General features: G+C 51.6%; 9 protein-coding genes. 5 read left to right on the top strand and 4 right to left on the bottom strand.

Annotated features, from left to right (window positions below):
- Positions 1-81: 81 nt before the first annotated feature.
- Positions 82-363, bottom strand: a complete 282-nt coding sequence (locus XDD1_RS16550; protein WP_045972892.1) for a DUF1145 family protein — start codon at positions 361-363, stop codon at positions 82-84.
- A 41-nt stretch (positions 364-404) separates the two neighbouring features.
- Complete coding sequence (gene rsmD, locus XDD1_RS16545; RefSeq protein WP_045972890.1) at positions 405-983, bottom strand: 16S rRNA (guanine(966)-N(2))-methyltransferase; 579 nt, start codon at positions 981-983, stop codon at positions 405-407.
- A 229-nt stretch (positions 984-1,212) separates the two neighbouring features.
- On the opposite strand from rsmD, the gene ftsY reads away from it, so the two are divergent.
- The 5 genes from ftsY to XDD1_RS16520 all read left to right on the top strand — a co-directional run bounded on the left by ftsY (position 1,213) and on the right by XDD1_RS16520 (position 6,730).
- A complete protein-coding gene (gene ftsY, locus XDD1_RS16540) occupies positions 1,213-2,784 on the top strand; it encodes a signal recognition particle-docking protein FtsY (protein ID WP_045972888.1) in 1,572 nt (523 codons plus the stop codon).
- A gap of 6 nt (positions 2,785-2,790) precedes the next feature.
- Complete coding sequence (ftsE, locus tag XDD1_RS16535; protein WP_045972886.1) at positions 2,791-3,456, top strand: cell division ATP-binding protein FtsE; 666 nt, start codon at positions 2,791-2,793, stop codon at positions 3,454-3,456.
- On the top strand, positions 3,449-4,429 hold the full coding sequence (gene ftsX, locus XDD1_RS16530) for a permease-like cell division protein FtsX (protein WP_045972884.1): 981 nt from the start codon (positions 3,449-3,451) through the stop codon (positions 4,427-4,429). Before ftsE ends, ftsX begins: the two co-directional genes overlap by 8 nt.
- 212 nt (positions 4,430-4,641) lie before the next feature.
- Positions 4,642-5,499, top strand: coding sequence for an RNA polymerase sigma factor RpoH (gene rpoH / locus XDD1_RS16525; RefSeq protein WP_045972882.1), 858 nt, complete (start codon positions 4,642-4,644; stop codon positions 5,497-5,499).
- A gap of 97 nt (positions 5,500-5,596) precedes the next feature.
- Entirely contained in the window at positions 5,597-6,730 is a 1,134-nt protein-coding gene (locus tag XDD1_RS16520; protein ID WP_045973753.1) for a glycerate kinase, read from the top strand.
- 191 nt (positions 6,731-6,921) lie between these two features.
- On the opposite strand, the gene XDD1_RS16515 is transcribed toward XDD1_RS16520, so the two are convergent.
- Together XDD1_RS16515 and XDD1_RS16510 are read right to left on the bottom strand one after the other, a co-directional pair.
- Positions 6,922-7,224, bottom strand: a complete 303-nt coding sequence (locus XDD1_RS16515; RefSeq protein ID WP_045972879.1) for a helix-turn-helix domain-containing protein — start codon at positions 7,222-7,224, stop codon at positions 6,922-6,924.
- A 1,397-nt stretch (positions 7,225-8,621) separates the two neighbouring features.
- On the bottom strand, positions 8,622-24,359 hold the full coding sequence (locus tag XDD1_RS16510) for a non-ribosomal peptide synthetase (RefSeq protein ID WP_045972877.1): 15,738 nt from the start codon (positions 24,357-24,359) through the stop codon (positions 8,622-8,624).
- Positions 24,360-24,885 lie beyond the last annotated feature (526 nt).

Here is a 24,885-nt window from a genome sequence, read left to right as displayed (position 1 = left end):
AATTCTTTTGATGATTTGTGCTATTCAGGATAGATGCTCATCATCAATATCCTTCCTCTAAGAAATACGGAGTATGGAACGTTATTTTTTCTCTCGTTGATGCTCTTTTTGTTGTTTTTTTTGCCAGGCCAATAATTCAAAGACCCCGAAAAAGAAGATCTTGGTCTGGAGAAAACTCGACAGCTTTTGATCTTTGGGCTGGGAGTTTTTCAGCAGCAGCAACTGAAAAGCATGCATAATGACCGTAAATACCATCGCAATATCCATAAAATATCTTAATGGTTTAGGGAATGGGTGAAACAAATTGAAGATCATAATCCCCCACACTAAGATCATGATCCCTCTACCTAATTGAATAAACATCATCGACTCCAAAATCGTGTTTAAGCTGTTTGGACACCAGACTACGGGTGACGAATATATAACCGGTAAGCCACTTGCCCGGCGATTTTTTCCCGATGTAGTTGCCAGTTGGGCGGAACTTCTGTCGCAGCAGATTCTGCTTCTGCCTCAACATAAATCCAGCTTTCTTCTGCCAGCCAACCGTGGGTTTCCAATAAATGGATGGTTTCAGCCAACATTCCCTGACGGAATGGCGGATCGAGGAAAACCACATCAAACGGTGTTCCAACGCCGTTAAGGTATTGTAGTGCATTACCTTGTATCACATTGGCATTTTCAGCGTTCAGCATGGCTAAGTTAGCCGAGAGTTGTTTCGCCACATTGCGATCGTATTCAATTAAGGTCGCGTGACCTGCATAACGTGACAAAGCCTCAAATCCGAGGGCGCCACTGCCGGAAAAACAATCCAGGCAACGCGCCCCCTGAATCATTGGCATCAGCCAGTTAAAAAGTGTCTCGCGGACGCGGTCGGTGGTTGGGCGCAGGCCGGTACTCTCCGGCACCGGTAATTTTCTCCCGCGCCATTTTCCGCCAATAATGCGGATTTGCCCCAAAGACGCGCGCTGTGGTTTTTTAGTCATAATTTACATAGCTTAAGCATTTGTCATCCGATGCGATTAAATAATCTCTGGCGGAGACAAAAAGTGAATGAAAACGAAGAAATTCATTGATTAATTTACCACGAAATCCGCTATAGATATGTTTTGTGGTGTGATGAAAATGTTAGACTGGATTTTATCACCGTTAGAACCTATCTCAGTGGATATAACGACCCATATCTAATATTAACCGCGAGGAGTGTAGTGGCCGATGGCAAAAGAGAAAAAAAAGGGTTTCTTCTCTTGGTTTGGACTTGGTCGTCAAGATAAGCAACAGCAAGAGGAACAAGAAAGCGTTGCAGCAGAAGCAGCCGCCCGTCAAGCAGCAGAAGAGGCGGAGCAGCAGCGTTTGGCGGAAGAAGCGGCCCGCCGTGCAGCAGAAGAGGCAGAACAACAGCGTTTAGCGGAAGCAGCCGCCCGCCGTGCAGCAGAAGAGGCAGAGCAACAGCGTTTGGCGGAAGAAGCGGCCCGCCGTGCAGCAGAAGAGGCAGAACAACAGCGTTTAGCGGAAGCAGCCGCCCGCCGTGCAGCAGAAGAGGCAGAGCAACAGCGTCTGGCGGAAGAAGCGGCCCGCCGTGCAGCAGAAGAGGCAGAACAACAGCGTCTGGCGGAAGAAGCCGCCCGTCAAGCAGCGGAAGAGGCGGAGCAGCAGCGTCTGGCGGAAGCAGCCGCCCGCCGTGCAGCGGAAGAGGCGGAGCAACAGCGTCTGGCGGAAGCAGCCGCCCGCCGTGCAGCGGAAGAGGTAGAACAACAGCGTTTGGCGGAAGCAGCCGCCCGTCAAGCAGCGGAAGAGGCAGAGCAACAGCGTTTAGCGGAAGCGGCAGAACAAGTAACCTTACCTAAGGAACAAGAGCGGCCAACCAAAGAAGGGTTCTTTGCCCGTCTGAAACGCAGCTTAATGAAAACCCGTCAAAATTTTGGCTCCGGTTTTCTGGGGCTATTTCGTGGCAAGAAAATTGATGATGATCTGTTTGAAGAGCTGGAAGAGCATCTACTGATTGCCGATGTGGGTGTCGAAACGACCCGTAAGATCATCACCAGCCTGACAGATCACGCCAGTCGCAAAGAGTTGAAAGATGCGGAAGCGCTTTACGCTAAACTGAAAGAAGAGATGTCGGCTATTTTGGCGAAAGTGGATAAGCCGCTGGCGATCGAAAATAAATCACCGTATGTCATTCTGATGGTAGGCGTGAATGGCGTGGGTAAAACCACCACCATTGGTAAATTGGCACGTCAATTCCAGTCTCAGGGGAAATCCGTCATGCTGGCCGCCGGGGATACCTTCCGGGCAGCCGCAGTAGAACAATTACAGGTTTGGGGCGAACGCAACAAAATCCCGGTGATTGCCCAACATACGGGCGCCGATCCCGCCTCAGTGATTTTTGATGCCATCCAGTCAGCCAAGGCCAAAGGGGTTGATGTCCTGATTGCCGATACCGCAGGGCGCTTGCAGAACAAAGCACATTTGATGGAAGAGCTGAAAAAAATCGTTCGAGTGATGAAAAAACTGGACGAAGAGGCTCCTCATGAAATTATGCTGACGCTGGATGCCAGCACAGGCCAAAATGCAGTAAGTCAGGCTAAACTATTCCATGAAGCGGTAGGATTGACGGGTATTTCACTGACCAAACTGGATGGTACTGCGAAAGGGGGCGTTATCTTCGCCATTGCCGACCAATTTGAGATCCCCATCCGCTACATTGGCGTGGGTGAAGGCATTGAAGATCTCCGTCCATTTAAGGCAGACGATTTTATTGAGGCGCTTTTTGCCAGAGAGGATTAACTATCAATGATTCGCTTTGAACAGGTCAGTAAAGCCTATCTGGGAGGGCGGCAGGCGCTGCAAGGGGTGGAGTTTCATCTCCTTCCAGGGGAAATGGCATTTTTAACCGGTCATTCAGGGGCGGGTAAAAGTACACTTTTGAAACTTATCTGTGGCATCGAACGCCCCAGTGCCGGCCATATTTGGTTTTCTGGTCATGACATCAGCCGACTAAAATCCCGCGAGATCCCCTTTCTGCGCCGTCAGATCGGCATGATTTTTCAGGATCACCACCTGCTTTTGGATCGCACGGTATACGAGAACGTCGCCATGCCGCTGATCATCTCAGGAGCCAGTGCTGAGGATATTCGTCGGCGGGTATCTGCGGCATTGGATAAGGTCGGCTTGCTGGACAAAGCGAAAAATTTCCCCATTCAACTTTCTGGCGGAGAGCAACAACGTGTTGGTATTGCCCGCGCGGTGGTGAACAAACCCACGGTATTGCTGGCGGATGAACCAACGGGAAATTTGGATGGGGCATTATCAGAGGGGATCATCCGTCTGTTTGAAGAATTTAACCGAGTTGGCGTGACCGTTCTGATGGCGACGCATGATACCGCCCTGATTGAACGAAGAAATTACCGTATCTTGACCCTGAATCAGGGGCGCATGCAAGGAGGGCATCATGGTTAAGCATGTCCGTCATTTAGCGAAAAAAGGCTATTCGCCAAAATCCAAGTCCAGGTCATTGAAAGGGGGATGGCGCGTACAGCAGCGTTATGCGTGGAAAAGTACGCTGTCTGATATGTTCCGCCAGCCATTGGCGACGCTGTTGACCATGATGGTGGTTGCCATTTCCCTGACCTTACCGAGTGTGTTTTATATCGTTTGGAAAAACGTCGATCAAGCTGTGATGCAGTGGTATCCCATCCCGCAACTCACGGTCTATTTGGATAAGTCACTGAATGACAAGAGTGTCAAACAGGTCATTGATCAGTTGCAAGGCATGGACGGCGTGAAATCGGTGAATTATCTTTCCCGTGAAGATGCGGTAAACGAATTCCGGGCATGGTCGGGTTTTGCCAGTGCCCTGGATTTGCTGGAGGAGAACCCGTTGCCGGCGGTCGCCATCGTCTCGCCTCAATTGAATTTCCAAAGCAATCAGACACTCACGACATTGCGCGATCAGGTTGCGCAGATTAAAGGCATTGAAGACGTCAGGATGGATGATAGCTGGTTTGCCCGCCTGACCGCGCTGACCGTCCTTGTCGGCAGAATTGCGGCCGTGATAGGTATTTTGATGGTGGTTGCGCTACTCTTGGTCATTGGTAACAGCGTCCGGCTGAGTATCTTTAGCCGCCGTGAGACGATTAATGTCATGAAGCTGATTGGGGCAACGGATGGTTTTATTCTGCGTCCTTTCCTGAATGGCGGTGCCTTACTGGGCGTACTGGGCGCCATATTTTCCCTGATCCTCTCCTCTCTGCTGGTGTGGAAACTTTCCGATGTGGTCACGGAAGTCGCGAGTGTTTTTGGCACCAGTTTTAAGCTGCATGGCTTGGGATGGGATGAATCACTCTTATTAGTCCTTATTTCAGGTATGATTGGTTGGATTGCAGCATGGTTTGCGACAATTCAGCATTTGCGTCGTTTCAGGCCGGAATAGCGGCGTTGGTCAGGCTTGCCAGTGAACTTTTGGGCTTCATCGTGGTCGAAATCACAGTTATGATTTTGTATTGATGTTTACACTATTGAGATGATTTGAATATGATCGCTACGGTGGTAAAATAGACATATCTTTGGCTTGAATAACCCTCATGGGTTAACTCAGGCAAACTTGAAAGCCGTCAATTTAGATCTAATTTTGAGAGAATTTGAATGACAAAAGAAATGCAAACTTTGGCATTAGTTCCACAAGGTAGTTTGGAAGGATACATCCGTGCCTCCAATGCTTACCCTATGCTTTCCGCAGAGGAAGAGAGGGAACTGGCAAAAAGGCTGCATTACCAGGGAGATCTGGATGCAGCGAAAAAGCTGATTCTTTCTCACCTGCGCTTCGTTGTTCATGTTGCCCGCAGTTATGCCGGTTATGGTCTGCCGCAAGCGGATTTGATTCAGGAAGGTAATATTGGCCTGATGAAAGCGGTTCGTCGATTTAATCCAGAAGTAGGTGTACGTTTGGTTTCTTTTGCTGTTCACTGGATTAAGGCAGAAATCCATGAGTACGTATTACGTAATTGGCGTATCGTGAAAGTCGCAACAACCAAAGCCCAGCGTAAGCTGTTCTTTAATTTGCGCAAGGCGAAACAACGTCTGGGGTGGTTCAATCAGGACGAAATTGAGCTGGTTGCCAAAGAATTAGGCGTGACCAGCAAAGACGTCCGCGAGATGGAATCGCGCATGTCAGCGCAGGATATGGCATTCGATATGCCCTCTGATGATGATAATCATGACAGCCATCCCGTGGCTCCGGTGCTGTATTTGCAAGACAAGGCGTCTGACTTTGCTGATGGCATTGAAGAAGATAACTGGGAAAACCACGCAGCGGATAAACTTTCTGTCGCGATGGAAGGGCTGGATGAGCGTAGCCAAGACATCATTCGTTCCCGTTGGTTGGATGATGATAACAAAACCACCTTGCAAGAACTGGCAGACAAATACGGTGTATCTGCGGAGCGTGTTAGACAGCTCGAAAAAAATGCAATGAAGAAATTGCGACTGGCGATTGAAGCGTAATTTCTTAGACGACATCCCTGCTTGCCGGATTAAAAAGCGATAATGAGTTTATCGCTTTTTTTATACATACGTGCCAGAGAAGCGAGGAAATTCCATGATGAAAATTGTGATTGCTCCTGATTCGTTTAAGGAAAGCCTGAGCGCCCTGCAAGTCGCACAGGCGATAGAGCGGGGATTTAAAGAAATTTATCCACACGCAAACTATCTCACATTGCCTATGGCGGATGGTGGAGAAGGGACAGTCGAATCACTGGTTGCTGCCACAGGGGGAAAACGCATCGCATGTACTGTCACCGATCCCTTGGGGCAGCCGGTTGAGGCATTTTTTGGTCTGCTTGGCGATGGAAAAACCGCTGTGATTGAAATGGCCGCCGCTTCTGGCCTGCATTTGGTGCCGATGGCGCAGCGCAATCCGTTGCTAACGACGAGTTATGGAACGGGAGAGCTGATTCTGGCTGCGTTGGAACATGGCGTGCGCAAACTCATTTTAGGCATTGGGGGCAGTGCAACCAACGATGGTGGCGCAGGGATGATGCAGGCACTGGGGGCAAATTTACTGGATGGTGACGGCCGCATATTGCCATTTGGCGGCGCGGCATTGACCCGGCTGGAAAGTATCGACTTAACCCACCTTGAACCACGCCTTGGGAAGATTGAACTGACAGTAGCCTGTGATGTGAATAACCCGCTATGTGGTGAATCGGGGGCATCAGCCGTATTTGGCCCACAAAAAGGGGCAACCCCGGAAATGGTTAAGTTATTGGATTCGGCACTGCGTCATTATGGAATGAAAATGGAATCGCTCACAGGGAAAAGCATCATTGATGCCGCGGGTGCCGGCGCGGCTGGGGGGATGGGGGCTTCTTTATTGGGATGTCTGGGGGCGAAATTACAGTCAGGTATTGAGATTGTTATCGAAACCTTGAAACTGGAAGACGCTGTTCAGGGTGCCGATCTGGTCATTACAGGGGAAGGTCGTCTGGATAGCCAAACCCTGCACGGTAAAACCCCTCTTGGTGTTGCCCGTGTTGCGAAAAAGTTTGCTATTCCCACCATCGCTTTAGTTGGAAGCATGAGCCGGGATTATCATGTTGTTCATCAATATGGGCTGGATGCCGTATTTTCCATCATACCGGAAGTTTGTACCCTTTCAGATGCCCTTGCCAATAGCGCTGATAACTTACAGGTAACAGCCCGTAATATTGCCGCGGTTTGGGCGATTTCTCATTGAAAACCAAACGATAAAAAACGGCATCAGCAAGCAGAAGCAAGATGGTTGCAACTAAAAATATTCGCCGGCAGAGTTGATGACCATTAAGCAATTTATGCCGATATGGCTGAACCTGACAAGGGTCAGAAGCCTGAATGAGGTAATTGAAATGAGTAACACAACAGGCTTCTGACGAATTTATCTTGTCCCATTTAACAACCATTCTTTCCTATAATTGTTTCAGCAATGGGAATATATTGATCTACGAGTTTATTAACAGTGTTGTCCTCTTTCTTGTTTTCTTCGCAATCCAGGAAAAACCACCCAATTGGCGTATTTAATATCCGGGCAATTCTAACCAGATGGGCGATATTAATTCGGTTTGCGCCCGTTTCGTAACGTGAAAGTTGTTGTTGACTGATGCCAATTTGTTTTGCTAATGCTGTGGCAGTGATGCCCAGTTGTTTCCTTTTGGTCTGAATACGTTTTCCGACTAATAGGTTTGCATCTTCCATATCTTATCCTTTTTTAATCAGTAAGTTATGGCGTTATCAAGGAAAATTGCCGGAGCTTAAAATGAGTTCAATGTTCTGCTCCACCACTCGCTCGTAAAATAGAGCCTGCCTTGACGGATTCACTACCGTTCACGGTATGCCTATTGTTACCACCTGATTCGCCGTTTTGTTTTCTGACATGCGTCTTGTTTTTGTAATGAGATAATTTTTTTATTAACGTGTTGTAAAAAAACAGCCCTTCACCGAAACAAGGAGTGTCCTTCCATGATACGAATTACATTTCTCTGTTTTATCGCTTCCTCTGCACATTTTTGACTGCACCATCGCTATGGCTTAAGTAGCACTCCTGTTCTCCTTACATAAGAGATAACCAATATGCTCCTAACTCTTATCTTATGGGATTTTTTGTAATTTTATAAATATAATTATTTGATTTTTAAATATTTTTACGTATTTATGTAAGATAAATGCGTAAAAAACAACAAATTTATAACTAATCTCATATTAATTGGCATGTCTTATTCTTGTTGATGATTTTTGTGAGGTTATAAACTGGACAAAATATACCAAACTGTCTAGTTTGGATTTATAATCCATATGATTGATACTAAATAGAATTAAATTTTGGATATGTAATGCTTTGGAAACATTAATTCTGGTTGATCCTGCCATACTTGACTGGCATCAAGTGACATTTTTTCACCATCAATTTTATTTCAGCGCAATAAAATATGTGAATAACAAAAAAAATTCATATATTATAATTGCTTAAGTGGAATGATTTGTAGTATGTAATAAAATTTGACTTAAGTTACATTATGTAGGATTATGTTTACAGTTTGGTATAAATTGTTTTGTTTTTTAATAAAATTTTATCGATTTGACTTATATAAAGACATTTTAATGTTTTTATCTATTGTTGCGGTTGATTTACCATTTTTTAATTAAAAATATTATTTACTATTACCTTTTCCACTAAATAGACTTTTAATTCGTCTAAAACTGGCGTTCACTCGCACTTTTGAATTTTTTGCAAGCAGCAGGAGTATTCTTACGTGATATTGAGTTATGTCTGTTATTTTTTTATTAAAAAACAATAAGATACTTGGTTTTGTTGGGTGGGGAGTTGTTTTATCAACTTGTATTCCGTTTTTCTTTGATGATTTGTCTACGGAAAATCACGGCTTTGAGGTGTTTTTTCAGGATATTGTCCTAAAACCGAAAAAAAACACTTGCTGTTGTACAAGGTTCCCAGAAGAACATTGTCGTTAGGTAGGGATGTGTTATCGGCAGGACGGCAGATATAGAAGAAGAGTGTTGATGTTTTTCTTTGCAAGCAAATAAAGCACCGAAGTCATTAACATTCGGTGCCTATATTCTGCAAAATTAGCGGGCTATTAGGAAGATAATGCCATGCTTAAGGTCTTAGCCAGAATCGTTTTATTTTCACTATCTTCCATCAGGCTAAAATGATCCCCTGGAACAGAAGTTAATTGTAGCGAAGATTCGGGAACTATCTGTTCCCAACCTAACGATGGTTCCATCGTGATGGACTGTAGCACAACGTCCGTCACAAACGGGATCTGTGGATAAGATTTCATTGCATAGAATTGATGCAATGTTATTGCAAGGGATTTGGGTTCATAATCTTTGACCATTTGGACATAATTCCCCATCTGTTCCCAACGTCTGGCAATTAAATCAGCAGGTAGATTCGATGGGTATAATTCCAATTCCTGCGCGGCGGCAATAAATTGCACTAAATTCAGTTCGTCCATTTTCTGATGCAATGCCGCAATCTCCTGAGGATGTTCATCCACGGACTGCCTTGCCAATTCAGCCAGAAACTGAAGTTTAGGTTGAACGGCGAGCGTCTTGAAACGGTGAGGCGCAGGCGTATCAATCAGACCTAAAAAGTTGACTGTCTCTCCGGCATTCAAGAGTTGCTGGGCAATGGCATAAGCCAGTACGCCGCCAGAAGAGTAGCCGTATATCCGGTACGGGCCTTCCGCTCGCACCGCCTTCATAAAGGTGATCATTCTGGCTGCCAGCGCTTCAATGTTCGACATCCGCTCATCATTGAGGGACGGCCAAGGGAGCGCATAAATCGGGTAGTCCGCCTGAATATGCTGAGCCAGCCCGAAAACATAGGAATAGTCATCCATGCCGCTGGGAACAAAGAATAACGGCGGTTCGGTACCATCTGGTCGTATTGGTATGGCGCTGTTTTGTGATTGAGACAGCGGATTTGAGGCGATCTCTGCGGCCAGTTCCGCCAGCACCGGGAATTGGAACAGATTATTCAATGAGCAAATCAATCCTCGCTCTGCGGCCAAGTTGATCATCCGCATGGCAAGCAAGGAGTGCCCCCCCAAGGTAAAGAAATTGTCATGCCGGCCAATCCGCTCAATACCCAGTAATTCACGCCAGATAGCGGCCAGAACGATCTCTGTTTCCCCTTGCGGCGCTTCATAGATCTGACGGGCAAAAGCGTGCTGATCAGGCACAGGCAACGCCCGGTGATCCAGTTTGCCGTTCGGGGTCAGCGGAAAGGCATCCAGCCGCACAAAGGCTGCCGGCACCATATAGTCAGGCAATAAAGTTCTTAAATGATGATGTAATTGGCTTGCCAACTCGTTATCCTCTGGCGCTACAATATTATTCGCTTGCGCGACGATATAAGCCACCAGCCGTTTATCTTGCCCATCACCGCGCGCCAGTACCAGCGCTTCACGGACATCAGGGTGCTCCGTCAGCCGCGCTTCGATTTCCCCCGGTTCAATGCGGAAGCCGCGGATTTTAACCTGTTGATCATTACGGCCAACGAAGAGCAGATTGCCGTCCGGCAGATAGCGAACCAAATCGCCGGTTCGGTACATCCGTGCTCCTTTAACATCACTAAATAGATCGGTAAGGAAACGTTCAGCAGTCAAATCAGGCCGGTTGAGATAGCCACGGGTGACACCCGCACCACCAATGTACAATTCCCCCACCGCTCCAAACGGCGCTGGCTGGCCGTGACTGTCCAGCAGATAAATACGGCTATTCGCTGTCGGGCGGCCGATCGGGATCAGCCTGTCCGTAGAGTCTGGCGGGCAACGCCAGCAGGTGGCACAGACGGTAATTTCTGTCGGGCCGTAAGCATTAAACAGCGTTGCCCGGCCACGCAAGGCCTGAAACAACGCGGCACTTGGGGCTTCTCCACCCAGTATCAGGGTGGGTTTTATCGTGATCGCCGGCAAGTCAGCGCCATCGCGCAGCAGGGCCGGAGTCAAACAGGCGTGGGTGACCTGATGTTCTTCCAGATAATGCCAAAGGCGCAGTGGGTCTTGGCGAACGCTGTCAACCGGAATATCCAGGGTCGCACCGCTGCACAGTGCCAGCATGATTTCCCAGACACTGGCATCGAAACCCAATGAGGCAAACTGCAACATCCGGCTATCCGGGCGAATGTCAAATTGGCTGATTTTCTCCCAAATCAAATTAACCAAACCACGATGCTCTACCATTACCCCTTTCGGCGTTCCGGTGGAACCGGAGGTGTAAATCACATACGCCAGATGTTGTGCAGTCAGCACCGGGATGTCTGGATTGTTGCCTTGATCAATGTTATCCGGCTGATCAGGCGGGAGAGTGGGATCAAGTACCGTGAATGCGGCAAGCGCCTGTTCGCCTAGCACAGCCCGTCCAGTCTCATCCGCCAGTACCACTGACGGTGCCGAATCATTGAGCAGATAAGCCAGCCGATCGCCCGGATAAGCCGGGTCCAAGGGAACATAAGCCCCACCCGCTTTCAGTACCGCCAGAAGTGCGACCACGCTTGCCGGTGAGCGTGCAACACAAATCGCCACCCGTTGATCGGGTTCCACGCCCAGTGCCATTAACTGGTTGGCCAGTCGGTTGGCACGCGCGTTCAGTTCCGCATAGCTGAACGTTTGTGCTTCATAGACCAGCGCCGTTGCATCAGGATTGTTCTCCACCTGCTGTTCAAACAGGTGATGAATGCACAGTGCATCAGGATAAGTGGTTTGTGCGGCATGGCCGGTTTCCAACAGCAAATGCTTTTCCGCTGCCGGCAAAATATCCAGCTCTCGAACCGGCGTTTCCGGGGCAGACTCAAGGGCTGCCACTAAACTCTCCAGCGCCTGCTGCATATAACCGCATACCCGCCCGGCATCAAACGGCTGGACGATTTGCGCTGTCAGTCCCAAAGCATCGCCAAAATCTTCCACGGACAGCGTAAACGGATAGTTAGTCCGCTCCTGCGCACCAAGGAATTCGACACCCGGCATGATTTCATTCGACGTTGCCGCAGCCATATTGTGTCGGTAGTTCAGCAAGGTACTAAACAGCGGCGTTCCTCCTTGTACACTACTGCAACGTTGAGCCAGTGCCAGCGAGGCATATTCATGTTCCAACAATCCCGCCAGCCGCTGATGTGCGACCTGTACGCTGTCTCGCACCGGGGTATCATCCATATCCAGGCGCAGCGGCAAGGTATTGATAAACAGCCCCATGCCATTTTCAGCCCCTTCACCCGCCGCCATGCGGCCAAACAAGACGGTTCCAAAGACCACCTGTTGCTGTCCGCTGGTACGCGACAGCACTTGTGCCCAAGCCAGATGGCACAACGCCGCCAGACTGACCCCCAACCGCCGCGCCTGACCCCGTAAGCGGTCATTTAATTCAGCGGTTAACATCCGGTGTGATTCGGTCATCTGTGAACCATCATGGCGGACTTCCGCCAACCCAAACGGTAACGTCGGTTCATCGACCTCAGCCAGCATTTCAGTAAAGAAACGGGCGTGTTGTTCCTGACTCATGCCAAGCCGGGCTTGTGCCACTAGATTGCGGAAAGGTGCCGGCGTCGGCAGGTGGCTGTCTTGCTCGTCAAGGCAGGCCTGAACTTCATGACTCATCACATCCAGCGCGGTATGGTCACCAATTAAATGGTGCATCAGTTGCAACACAATCCAGCGGCCATCGTGCTCCTGTGCCACCATTTCTTTCGCTATGACAAAGCGCAGCAACGGTGCCTGCCCCAAATCGAGACGGTAATGGCGTGGGTTAAATCGTTGCGCCAGTTGGTCGCTGATCGCCCCGTCAGCCGGATCTAAGGTTAATTCCGTCACCGACAACGGCACCTGACGACAAACGACCTGAGCCGGCACCGATAATCCCTGCCAGATAAAGGCGGTACGCAGAATGTCATGGCGGTTAATCACTTGCTGTACGGCGGCCAGATAACGATCTAACAGAGTCCGGTCCGCAAAGGCCATTTGACCCGCCAGCAGATAGGGGTCGCCTTCATCGGCTAACAGATGGTGAAACAAGATCCCATCCTGCAACGGCGACAAGGCATAGATATCCTGAATATTGGCTATCCCGCCCGGCACCTGCCCGATGATGTGGTCGATTTCAGGTTGGGTGAGATCAATCAGCGGTAACATTTCTGGCGTTAACGCCGTGGTAGCCGGTGTAATCACGTTGGCCGGTACTTTTTCGGTCTGGTTCCGCTTCAATGTTTGCGCCAGTTCAGACAGCACCGGAGACTGGAACAGATCACGTACTGCCAGCGTTAAGCCCAAATGCCGCAGGCGTTCAACCATCCGTACTGCCAGCAGCGAATGGCCGCCCAAGGCAAAGAAACTGTCATACCGGCTGATCTGTTCAACGCCGAGTAGTTCGCGCCAGATGGCAGCCAGCGCGGTTTCGGTTTCTCCCTGTGGTGCCGCGTAAATCTGGCGGGCAAAGGCATCTTCGCCCGGCGCCGGTAACGCCCGGCGATCCAGCTTACCGTTAGGCGTCAGCGGGAACGTATCCAGTCGCACAAAGGCGGCCGGCACCATGTAGTCAGGCAACCGCGCACTCAGATGTTCACGTAGGTGGTTCACCAGCCCGCTATCCGCTGGCGCGACGACATAAGCCACCAGCCGTTTATCCTGCCCGTCCCCCAAAGCCAGTACCAGCGCTTCACGCACATCGGGGTATTCTGTCAGCCGGGCTTCGATTTCTCCCGGTTCAATGCGGAAACCACGGATTTTAATCTGCTGGTCGTTACGGCCAACAAACACCAGATTGCCATCCGGCAGATAACGCACCAAGTCCCCGGTTCGGTACATCCGGGCATCAGCGTTATCACTGAACGGATCGGTAAGGAAACGTTCGTCGGTCAGATCAGGGCGATTGAGATAACCCCGCGCGACACCGACGCCGCCAATATAAAGCTCACCCACGGCCCCTAACGGCACGGGTTGGCCGAGGGCATTTAACAGGTAGAGACGGGTATTAGCGGTTGGGCGCCCGATGGGAATGAATCCCTCGGTATTGTTCACGCCGGTATCATCTGACGGACAACGCCAATGGGTGGCACAAACGGTGATTTCTGTCGGGCCATACGCATTGAATACTGTGGCCTTGTGGCGCAGCGCCTTAAGTAACGCCGCACTGGGTGCCTCACCGCCCAATATCAGGGTCGGTTTTATCGTTATTGCCGGCAAATCAGTGCCATCGCGCAGCAACGCCGGAGTCAGGCAGGCGTGCGTCACTGATTGTGCTTGCAGATAATGCCACAGGCGGTGTGGGTCCTGACGAACCGCCTCATCAGGGATAACCAGCGTGGCACCACTGCACAGCGCCATCATGATTTCCCAGACACCCGCATCAAAACCAAATGACGCAAACTGTAACATCCGGCTGGTGGGAAGCAGATCAAATCGGGCGATTTTATCCTGAATCAGATTGACCAGCCCACGATGTTCCACCATCACCCCTTTGGGCGTGCCGGTTGAGCCAGAGGTGTAAATCACATACGCCAGATGACGGGAGGTCAGTGCCGGCCGTTGTGGATTGTGATCCGGTTGATCAGGCAATAAATTCGGATCAAGCACGGTCTGCCCCGCAAGCATGGGCTCACCCAAGGCTGAACGGCCGACACGATCTGCCAATAACAGAATCGGTTGTGCATCAGTCAGAATATGCGCCAAACGCTCACCCGGATAGGCTGGATCTAACGGTACATAAGCCCCTCCCGCTTTTAACACCGCCAACAGCGCTACTATTCGCGCCGGTGAACTGGCGACGCAAATCGCGACCCGCTGATCCGGCGCGACACCCAAAGCGATAAGCTGGTGCGCCAATCGGTTAGCATTTGCATTTAATTCGGCATAACTGAGGCGCTGATCTTCACACACCAGCGCCGTGGCATCCGGCGTTTTTTCCGCCTGCTGTTCAAACCGTTGATGAATGCACAACGCCTCAGGCCAGGCGGTTTCAGTGGCGTTCCAAGTGGTTAACAGCAAGGAGCGTTCCGTTGCCGGCAGAATGTCTAATTGCTGTACCGGCGTATCGGGCGCTTGCTCAAGGGCGTCTGCCAGACTTTCCAGCGCCTGCTGCATATAGCCGCATATCCGTTCCGGATCAAAGGGCTGCACCACTTGCGCCGTCAGCCCCAGATCCGTGCCGCCATCTTCTACCGACAACACAAACGGATAGTTGGTTCGCTCCTGTGCCCCAAGGAATTCGATGCCACTCACGATGTCATTCGGCGTTACCGGTTGGGTATTATGCCGATAGTTCAATAACGCATTAAACAGCGGTGTTCCACGGGCTACACCATTGCAACGTTGCGCCAGCGCCAGTGAAGCGTGTTCATGTTCCAGCAATCCTGCCAATCGGCCATGGGCTGTACGGACACTGTCCTGCACCGGAGTACTATCGATATCCAATCGCAACGGCAAGGTGTTAATAAACAGCCCCATGCCGCTGTCCGATCCTTCACCTGCCTGCATACGGCCAAACAGCACGGTGCCGAACACCACGCGATCTTGCCCACTGGTACGCGCCAGCACCTGCGCCCAAGCCAGATGGCACAGCGCCGCCACACTGACGCCCAACCGCCGCGCCTGACTGCGCAAGCGATCGTTCAGTGCTGCGGGCAACAGCCGGTGAGATTCCGTCACCTGTGAACCATCATGGTGCACTTCCGTCAAGCCAAAGGGCAGGGTTGGTTCCTCGATCTCAGCCAACATCGCGCTAAAGAAGCGCGTATGTTCTGCCTGACTGCCTCCCTGCCGTGCCTGTGCCACCAGATGGCGGAACGGCACCGGTGCCGGCAAGCTGTCTGTTCGCCCGGAAAGAAAGGCCTGAACTTCGCTGTTCATCACTTCCAGCGTGGTATGGTCGCCAATCAGGTGATGCAACAATTGCAGCACAATCCAACGGCCATCGCGCTCTGGTGCCACCACAAAACGTAATAAAGGTGCCTGACTCAGGTCAATACGATGCCGGCGCGGGTCAAAACGTCGGGCGAGTTGGTCACTGATCGGCCCGTCAGCCGGGTCGAGGGTCAATTCTGTCACTGACAACGGTGCCTGACGGCAAACGACCTGAGCCGGCGCAGATAACCCTTGCCAGATAAAGGCGGTACGCAAGATATCATGGCGGTCAACCACCTGCTGAACGGCGGCCAGATAACGGTCGAGTAACCGCCGATCGGCAAACGCCTGTTGCGTGATCAGCAGATAGGGATCGCCCTCATTGGCCATCAGATGGTGGAATAAAATGCCATCCTGTAACGGTGACAGCGCATAGATATCCTGAATATTGGCTATCCCACCCGGCACTTGTTCAACAATGCGATCAATGTCAGATTGCGTGAGATCAATCAGCGGCAACATGGCGGGTGTCAGCTTCGTCGTATCCGCAGTAATACCGTTATCAGGCACACGGATTTCATTAGGTTGAGTGAGGGAATGTTGAACCAGAGATTGCGCTAAGACACTTAAGGTCGGATGCTGGAACAGTGTTTGTACTGACAGACCCAAGCCAATCCGTCGTAAACGTTCAATCATCTTGACGGCCAACAGCGAGTGCCCCCCCAAGGCGAAGAAACTGTCATGCCGGCCAATCTGCTCAACATTCAGTAATTCGCACCAGAGAGTCGCCAAAGCGATTTCCATTTCCCCTTGCGGCGCTTGGTAAGCTTGGCGGGCAAAGGCATGTTGATCCGGGGCCGGCAGCGACTGACGATCCAGCTTGCCGTTCGGGGTCAGCGGAAAGGCATCCAAACGCACAAAAGCCGCCGGCACCATATAGTCAGGCAAAATCGCATTCAGGTGTTCACGCAGTCGGGTTGCCAGATTGTCTGCTTGTGTCTCAGCATCATTCGCTTGCGCGGTTATATCGTCCGCCTGAGCGATGACATAAGCTACCAGCCGTTTCTCCTGCCCGTCACCCAAGGCCAACACCAGTGCTTCACTGACCTCTGCGTGTTCAATCAGCCGCGCTTCAATTTCGCCCGGTTCAATACGGAAGCCACGGATTTTAACCTGTTGGTCATTGCGGCCAAGGAATTCCAGATTGCCGTCCGGCCGATAGCGGGCCACATCGCCGGTCCGGTACATCCGGGCATTCGCTGCCTCACTAAACGGATCAGGCAGGAAACGTTCCGCCGTCAATTCAGGGCGATTGAGGTAGCCGCGTGCGACGCCAACACCACCAATATACAATTCCCCCACGGTGCCTAATGGAACGGGCTGGCGGTGTTCATCCAATAGATAGAGACGTTTGTTGGCGGTCGGTCTGCCGATGGGGATTAATCCCCCGGTATAATCAGACGGGCAATGCCACGTCGTTGCACACACAGTGATTTCCGTTGGCCCATAAGCGTTAAAGAGATCAGCCCGGCCGCACAGTGCCTGAAACAGCGCGGGACTCGGCGCTTCTCCGGCAAATATGACGGTGGGTTTTATCGCTATCGCCGGTAAATCGGCACCGTCGTGAAACATCGCCGGTGTCAAACACGCGTGCGTCACCGCCTGTTCTTCCAGATAATGCCAGAGGCGCTGCGGATCTTGCCGCACGGCTTCTGTCGGAATGACCAGCGTTGCCCCACAACCCAATGCCATCATCATTTCCCAGACACTGGCATCGAAACCAAATGAAGCAAACTGCAACATCCGGCTGGTGGCATTAACCTCAAACTGGCTGATTTGTGTCAGCGCCAGATTCACCACGCTGCCATGTTCAATCATCACCCCTTTGGGGCGGCCGGTTGAACCAGAAGTGTAAATCACGTAGGCCAGATGCTGGGGAGTCAATTCAAAGACTTGCGGGTTATGCTCCGGCTGCTCCGGCAAGATATTCGGATCGAGCACTGTCAGCGGTGCCAGAACGTCTTCACCCAGCACGGCCCGCCCGGTATCGTCCGCCAGCAAAATAACGGGGGCGGCGTCAGTGAGCATATAAGCCAGACGTTCACCGGGATAGGACGGATCTAACGGCACATAGGCACCCCCCGCTTTCAGCACAGCCAACAACCCGATGATCCTCGCCAGTGAACGTGTCACACAAATCGCCACTCGCTGATCCGGCGCGACGCCCAAGGCGATAAGCTGGTGAGCCAGCCGGTTGGCGCGGGCATTCAATTCTGCATAGCTGAGCGTCTGATGTTCATACATTACCGCGCTGGCGTCCGGGGTCTTTTCTGCCTGTTGTTCAAATAACTGATGAAAACATACCTGAGTAGGATAGGGTACTTCGGCGGTATTCCCATGTTCCAACAAGCGGTTCCGTTCAGTGGGCGACAAGATATCGATAGCCGTCACTGATTGTTGCGGCTGGTTCACCATGGCCCGCAAGATGGCCTGCAAATAACCCACTTGTCTTTCAATCGTTTCATGGTTGAACAAGGCGGAAGAGTAGGTCAGTTCTCCCACAATTTCGCCTGCCTGCTCCGTCAATTCCAGTTGCAGATCGAATTTCGCGATATCGTATTCCTGTTTGAATGGCGTGACCGTCAATTCCGGTAGTTGCCACTCCTCAATTTCACTCTCCTGCCAGGCAAACATCACTTGGAACAGTGGCGTATGTTCCGGTCTGCGCGGTGGTTGAACAATTTCCACCACTTGCTCAAAAGGCAGGTCTTGATGATCCTGCGCGCCCAGTGTTGTCTGCTGCACACGCCGCAACAGTGTGACCACATCCGGCATACCGGACAAATCAATGCGCAATGCCAAGGTGTTGACAAAGAAACCAAGTAGCGGTTCTATTTCCCGCCGGTTGCGGTTGGCGCTCGGTATCCCAATCACCACATCATCCTGCCCGGACAAACGCGACAACAACGTCGCCCAAGCGGTCAACAGGGTCATAAACAGCGTGGTTCCGTGCTGTTGCCCCAACTGTTTTAGCGCTTGCACCAACGTGGCATCAAGGTGCACGGCGACCCGGCCGCCAGCGAATGATTGTTGGGCGGGGCGGGGTCTGTCGGTCGGCAATTCAAGTAATACCGGGGCATCTGCCAGCGTCCGGCGCCAGTAATCGCTCTGTGCTTGTACGCCTTCACCAGCAAATACCTGCCGCTGCCAGGCCGCATAATCAGGATATTGCAGGGTCAATGGCGGCAACGGATCAGGTTGTTGATTCAGGCAGGCAGCATAAAGTGCCGCCAGTTCTGATTTCAGTATCCCTAAAGACCAACCATCGGAGATGATGTGATGTTGCGTCAGTAAGAACAGGTGATCGTCTTCGGCCAATTGGATCAGTGAGCAACGAATCAGCGGGCCGTGGGCAAGATCAAACGGCGTTTCGGCTTCCTGTGCACATAAACGCTCAAGCTGTTTATCCATGTCAGATGTTTTATGGTCAAATGTTTTACGGTCAATTGTTTGGCGTAAATCGTATTGTTGCACCGGCAGACCCAACTCAGCCGGCAACAGTTTAACCTGAGGCTGACCCTCCACGGTGATAAAGAGGGAACGCAGCGCCTCATGGCGGGAAAACAGGCAATTCAGGGCTTCTTGCCAAGCAGAAAGGTTAAGCCGGCCGTGTAAACGCAGGGCGGTCGGAATATGATAGGTATCACTGACCCCCTCAAATTGTGCCAGAAACCACAGGCGCTGCTGACCAAACGATAAGGGCAGGGCGCGATCACGGGATATTGGCCTGATGTCAGGCAATGTATCCCTGTTCGCCGTGTCCGCATGGCGTTGGGCACTGATCTTCTTGGCAAATTCCGCCAGTGACGGCGACATAAACAACGTGGCTAATGGCAGATCGACACCGAAAGCGGCTAGTCGGTTCACCATCCGTACCGCCAACAAAGAATGTCCGCCCAAGGCAAAGAAATTGTCATAGCGGCCGATCTGCTCAATGCCCAATAATTCACGCCAGATAGCCGCCACGGCGATTTCCATTTCTCCCTGTGGCGCAACATAACTCTGGCGGGCGAAGGCATCTTCTCCCGGTACCGGTAATGCCCGATGATCCAATTTACCGTTTGGTGTCAGCGGGAAAGCCGCCAGACGGACAAAGGCCGCCGGCACCATATAATCCGGTAATACCGCACTCAAATGGGTGTGCAAACTGGCCGCCAATCCGCTATCTGCGTCGGCGACAACATAGGCAACCAAACGCTTATCCTGTTCCTCACCGAAGGTCACTGCCACTACCCGCGCTTCCCGCACTTCGGGGTGTTCTGCCAACCGGGCTTCAATTTCACCCGGTTCAATGCGGAAACCACGGATCTTGAGCTGCTGGTCGTTGCGGCCAACAAACACCAGATTGCCGTCCGGCAAATAGCGCACTAAATCCCCGGTTCGGTACATCCGGGCATCAGCCGCATTACTAAACGGATCAGTTAGGAAACGTTCGTTGGTCAGATCAGGACGATTAAGGTAACCACGGGCAACACCGGCACCCCCAATATACAATTCTCCCACCGCGCCCAATGGGACTGGCTGGCCGTGGTTATCCAGCAGATAAATACGGGTATTTGCCGTCGGGCGGCCAATGGGAACCCGCGCATCAGTACGGTTCACCCCGGTATCGTTTGGCGGACAACGCCAATGGGTGGCACAGACGGTAATTTCTGTCGGGCCATAGGCATTAAACAGGGTTGCCCGGTGACTCAGTGACTGAAGCAACGCGGAACTGGGCGCTTCACCTCCCAATATCAAGGTCGGTTTTATCGCTATCGCCGGCAAATCCGAGCCATCCCGCAGCAAAGCCGGAGTCAGGCAGGCGTGAGTCACCGATTGTTCTTCAAGGTAATGCCAGAGATGATGCGGATTCTGACGAACCGCCTCATCAGGAATAACCAGCGTGGCACCACTGCCCAATGCCATCATGATTTCCCAGACACTGGCATCAAAGCCAAATGACGCAAACTGTAACATCCGGCTGGCAGGGAGAAGGTCGAATCGGGCGATTTTATCCTGAATAAGATTGACCAGCCCCCAATGTTCCACCATCACCCCTTTGGGCGTCCCGGTTGAACCAGACGTGTAAATCACGTAGGCCAGATGGCGGGCGGTCAGGGCCGGCACCTGCGGATTGCTGTCTGGCTGGTCAGGTAAGCGATGTGGATCTAACACCGTCAGCCCGCTAAGCGCTGGCTTACCCAATGCCGCCCGCCCGGTACTGTCCGCCAGCACGATAGCCGGAGCCGCATCGGTCAGGATATGCGACAGACGCTCTCCCGGATAAGCCGGATCTAACGGCACATAGGCACCGCCTGCTTTCAGCACGGCCAGCACCGCGATCACCCGTGCCGATGAACTGGCCATGCAAATTGCCACCCGTTGATCGGGCATAACATTTAAGGCGATCAGTTGATGGGCCAGCCGGTTAGCACGGGCATTTAATTGCTGATAGCTGAGCGTCTGATTTTCATGCACCAGCGCGGTGGCTTCCGGGGTTTTCTCCGCCTGCTGTTCAAACAACTGATGGATACACTCTTGCTCAGGATAGGGGGTTTTGGTCGCATTCCACGTTTCCAGCAATAAGGTACGTTCCGGGGCAGGCAACACGTTTAGCGCCCGTACCGGCGTTTCCGGTGCCAGTTCAAGGGCAGCCGCCAGACTTTCCAGCGCCTGCTGCATATAACCGCATACCCGTTCTGAATCAAACGGCTGTACCACCTGAGCCGTCAGCCCCAGCGTAGTGCCGCCATCTTCCACCGACAGGACAAACGGGTAGTTGGTGCGCTCCTGCTCGCCAAGGAATTCAATACCCGGCACCGCCTCATGCGGAACCACCGGTTGCTCATTATGCCGGTAGTTCAACAGGGCACTAAACAGCGGTGTGCCGCCCTGTACCCCACTGCAACGTTGGGCCAACGCCAGCGAGGCATGTTCATAATCCAGCAATCCGGCTAATCGGGCATGTGCCGCCTGGACGCTATCGTGCAGCGAGGTATCATCGATATCCAAGCGTAGCGGCAGGGTATTGATAAACAGCCCCATGCCGCTGTCTGCGCCTTCCCCCGCCGCCATGCGCCCGAACAGCACCGTGCCGAACACCACTTTCTCTTGTCCGCTGGTGCGCGATAACACTTGTGCCCAAGCCAGATGACACAGGGTTGCCAGACTGACGCCCTGACGCCTTGCCTGTACACGCAGACGGTCATTCAGTGACGGCGTTAACATCCGGTGTGCTTGGGTGACTTGCGAGCCATCACGATGAACCTCGGTCAGCCCAAACGGTAACGTCGGTTCATCCACCTCCGCCAGCAGGTCGGTAAAGAAGCGAGTGTGTGCTTCCTGATTCACCCCCTGCCGCGTCTGAGCCACCAGATGGCGGAAAGGTACGGGGGCCGTCAGGTTATCGGCCTGTCCGTCAAGATAGGCCCGAACTTCTCGGTTCATCACTTCCAGCGTGGTATGGTCGCCAATCAGGTGATGCTGTAATTGCAGCACGTACCAGCGGCCATCCGTTTCCTGCGCGATGACAAAGCGCAGCAACGGTGCCTGACTCAGATCGAGGCGGTATTGGCGCGGATCAAAACGTTGCGCCAGTTGGTCACTGACCGACCCGTCAGCCGGATTCAGCGTCAGTTCAGTGACTGACAATGGTGCCTGACGCCAGACCACCTGCGCCGGCACAGATAATCCTTGCCAGATAAATGCGGTACGAAAAATATCATGGCGGTCAACCACCTGTTGTACCGCCGATAAATAGCGATCCAGCAAATCCCGGTCAGCAAAGATCATCGGATAAGCCAGTAAGTAAGGATCACCTTCTTTCGCCAGCAGATGGTGAAACAGGATGCCGTCCTGCAACGGTGACAGCGCATAGATATCTTGAATATTGCTTATCCCACCCGGCACCCGCCCGACGATGTGATCAATCTCAGGTTGAGTCAAATCAATCAGCGGTAACATCGCCGGGGTCAGCGCCGTGGCCGCCGGGGTAATGGCATTCGGCGGCACTGCCACACTCTGATGCTGCCCCAAGGTTTGCGCCAACTCTGCCAATACTGGCGATTGAAACAGGTCGCGGGCAGTCAATGTCAGCCCTAAATGGCGTAACTGTTCAATCATGCGCACGCCGAGCAGTGAATGGCCGCCCAGCGCAAAAAAACTGTCATGCCGGCTTATCTGTTCAATGCCCAGTAACTCACGCCAGATAACCGCCAATGCCATTTCCCGCTCCCCTTGCGGTGCAGTGTAAACCTGACGGGCAAAGGCGTCTTCTCCCGGCACCGGCAATGCCCGGCGATCCAATTTGCCATTAGGTGTTAACGGAAATTCATCCAAACGTACAAAGGCCGCCGGCACCATATAATCAGGCAAGCGTGCACTAAGATGTTCACGCAAATGGGCAGGCAATGCGTTATCCGGCTCTGCCAGCACATAAGCCACTAACTGTTTGTCCTGCCCTTCGCCCAACGCCAATACCACCGCTTCATGGATTGCTGAATACTCCACCAGTCGGGATGCAATTTCCCCCGGCTCAATCCGAAAACCGCGGATTTTCACCTGCTGATCGTTGCGGCCAAGGAATTCCAGATTGCCGTCCGGCAGGTAGCGGGCCAAATCGCCGGTCCGGTACATCCGCGCCTCCGCTGCATCACTAAAGGGATCAACCAAAAAGCGTTCAGCGGTCAGTTCAGGGCGGTTGAGATAACCGCAAGCTACTCCGTCGCCACCCACATAAATCTCGCCAACTTTCCCCAATGGTACCGGTTGTCCCTGTTCATCCAGTAAGTAAACCCGCGTGTTGGCAATAGGCCGGCCAATAGGAATATGGGTCGTTCCGGCGGCCAAGGTTTCAATTAGGTATGTGGTGGTAAAGGTGGTGCCTTCGGTCGGTCCATAGGCATTCAATAACCGCTGAGGTGGATTGTTGCGTAAAACTTGGGCAATGATATGCGGGTCAAGAACATCGCCGCCGACAATCAGGTTTTTCACCTGCGGCAAAACCGGGGATAACTCCGCCGCCAACCGGTTAAACAGGCCGGAGCTTAACCATAAGATATTAATTTTATGGTAGTTTAATGCCTGAATAAATTCCGCTGGCGTCAACAACGTGGTGTGGTCGATAACTACCAATGCTCCGCCATTGAGCAAAGGCGCCCACACTTCAAAAGTGCTGGCATCGAACGCCGGATTAGCCGCGAAAGCAACCCGGTCATTGGAGTTAATTTCAATATAGCCATTATTAATCACGAGCCGAACCACCGCGCGGTGAGGCACGATCACCCCTTTGGGAGTGCCGGTCGAGCCGGAGGTGTACATGATGTACGCGGGCGCAGTACTGGAACAAAGTAAGTCAGGATTAACGCTCTCTTCCGCCTTGTCCGCGTCTGTTTCCTCAGAGAGACGCATTAGCGGGACATCCAGATCCGCCGGGATAGTGGTTTGTGTATCGGTGAGCACCAATTTGGCTAAGCCGTCGTTTATCAGCCAGTTTTTTCTTTCGTCCGGCACACCGATATCGATAGGGACATAAACCGCGCCTGCCTTGAGAATCGCCAATTGAGCGACCACCAATTCAACAGATCGTTCTAACAGGATTGCCACATGATCATTCGGGCAAATCCCCCGTTTAATCAGTTGATGAGTTAGTCGGTTAGCACGGGCATTCAATTGCGCATAACTCAGGGTCTTATCCCCGGCGATTAACGCCGTCGCGGTCGGGGTTTTCTCCACTTGTCGTTCGAATAATTGATGGATACCTAACTGGTCAGGATAGACGGTTTCAGTGGCATTCCAGGTTTCTAACAACAGTGTGCGTTCAGCCCCAGACAACAAATTAAGTTTCTGAACAGATATATCGTCACTGACCTTTTCTGGCGGTATTTGTTCTAATTCAGCGTCAAAGATAATTTCCTTTTTAGCCCTGCTATCTTTCATCTACTTACTACCTCAACGAATCTGTTAGTTATTTGAAAACTGTCACTCTCAACAGTCATCACAAATGTTTTGCCGCTATTTCTTTTCGCAAAGAAATAAAAACGGGCACGCATCAGGCATCAATTAAGATTCTTAGGCAGCACATTCTCTTGGACGCTGGATGTAATAGACCGGTTAATAACCGCATAATTAAAAATTCGTAGGCAATTATTTTCCTGATAACGGAATAAACGATTCACAGAGTGAACCGGAAAAAGACATTCCATTTTTTTCCTATTTTTTATAAGCGCCATTGATTTTGTGCAATTTTTATTGGCCGACGCGGTATTCCATCACTAAATAAAAATGGATTTATTGAATATTTACTGGCATGAGTGCTAAATCCCTGCTGTATTTTGTCCACTTTTGAATTAATATCGTGTGTAAATTATTTCATTGAAAATTAAATGGTTAGAAAGACGGATTCCCCCTCCTGATCTTCAATTAACACCGGATTTACTTTGATAATTTTCTGCAAAACGGATCC

This window comes from Xenorhabdus doucetiae, from assembly GCF_000968195.1.
In the GTDB taxonomy this organism is placed as follows: Bacteria; Pseudomonadota; Gammaproteobacteria; order Enterobacterales; family Enterobacteriaceae; genus Xenorhabdus; species Xenorhabdus doucetiae.
Note: the sequence above shows the minus strand (reverse complement) of the source record. Positions and strands in the feature narration are given on the sequence as shown.